General features: G+C 40.1%; 1 protein-coding gene. It reads right to left on the bottom strand.

From position 1 onward, the window contains the following. Positions 1-111: 111 nt before the first annotated feature. Complete coding sequence (locus tag AACL61_RS08900; RefSeq protein WP_003667567.1) at positions 112-1494, bottom strand: ISLre2-like element ISLre2 family transposase; 1383 nt, start codon at positions 1492-1494, stop codon at positions 112-114. Positions 1495-1497: the final 3 nt, after the last annotated feature.

Raw genomic sequence — 1497 nt, 5'->3', positions numbered from 1 at the left:
TCCCTCCTAAAATTTGCTGCTAATAATATAACAATTTGCTTTTGAGTTGTCAACCAACTAATTTAATTCGTATCTGTCAAGTTTTCATAGGTAGCCTTTAAATATACAGTTTTAGTGGGTTAGTGCCTTAAAAAGTTGTCCTATTGGTCTACTTGTGGCCGTATTAATCGGAATTATTCCTTGTACTACTCCAATTGACGGCTTTGTCGGTGCCTTTCTTAGAAACTCTCCAGTTCGAATATGCATTTCCTGTAATAGGCTGGTTTGAGCCACTCGAGGAAGAACTGTTAATTGTTCTAGGATTGTATTTAAACTAGCTTGCAGTTCACCATTCATTCGGGCTTCAATTAAACCAATCATGGCTTTAGCCCCCTGCTTAGTCCATGACTTGCCCTGTTTCTTCATCCGGTAAGTAAAAGCCCGGTGAGAACTTTCGACTGAACCAATTAAATGAATATCCTTAAATCCACGCATTTGTGGTGAGAGGATATACCGCCAATTTCGCTGTAGATACTTTCTTAAACGCATTAGGTCGTCTGCTTGTTTTTCCGTTAGGTTTTGTGATTCATAAGTATCTAAAATTATTGTTAGCTCTGCTTGATCATGATGACGAACGGCTTTAATTGCTCGCATGGCTAATTCGTTGTGCCGGCCTAAAGTATGTTCAATTTTCTGTAAACAATGATAGCGGTCGAGAAAGTATTCACCATGTGCACCTTGAGGAACTAGACTTAATAGCTTAGCTGGTTCGTAACCTGGGCCAGCGTCACTGGCCAAAAAGATCGTTTGACCGGCAAGCTTATAATGGCGGTCTAAATAATCACTTAGTCGTGCTTCAAGCCGTCCTTGGTGCCCAACACTGAGAAAGTCATGCCGATTAATGATTTGATTAGCTACTCGCTCATAAACCCGATAATGGTGCACAAGAGTCAGCTGACCTGCTTCTTTTTTACCTTTAATCATAAAGGCATCACCCTCAATAGTTAAATTTTTAGGCATATGGCGAGGAGTAGCTTGGTGTTCTTTTGCTTGAGTTTGTTTAGCTACCTGATTTCCTAACTCATGCACGGCGTGCATTACCGAATCGGCAGTAATTCCGCTGTCAAATACAAGGTTCAAAATGTCGGCAGTATTGCGCATTGTAGTTGTTTGGGCAATCTTAGCCATCATCATTAAGTAGTGTGGCGATAAACGACGACGTGGTTTAATTTTTAATTGTTGGTCTAAGTAAAATTCACGTTTCTTTGTCCCAGCCTGATAATACCGTCGTTGAAAAGTCACCGGGCCAAAGATAAAATTAAGCGTCCGTGGCTGTTTATTGATTACTTGATAGTTCGCTGGAGCTTGGGACTTTAAGCTTCGATCTAAGCTTTCCAAAAAGTTTTGCATGATTACTTGTCCTAACTCCAATACCCCTTTTAAAATAATCTGTTCAGCTTCAAATAAACTGCCTGATTTCACCAAATTCTGCTCGATTTCTGTTAAAATATCCATGAG

Source organism: Limosilactobacillus reuteri subsp. porcinus (assembly GCF_036621895.1).
Lineage (GTDB): Bacteria > Bacillota > Bacilli > Lactobacillales > Lactobacillaceae > Limosilactobacillus > Limosilactobacillus reuteri_J.
This window is presented reverse-complemented; position numbering and strand designations above follow the sequence as displayed.

What these genes read in the sequence shown, in the direction of transcription:
- AACL61_RS08900 (WP_003667567.1), bottom strand. Translation starts at nt 1,494, where the DNA reads ATGGATATTTTAACAGAAATCGAGCAGAATTTGGTGAAATCAGGCAGT.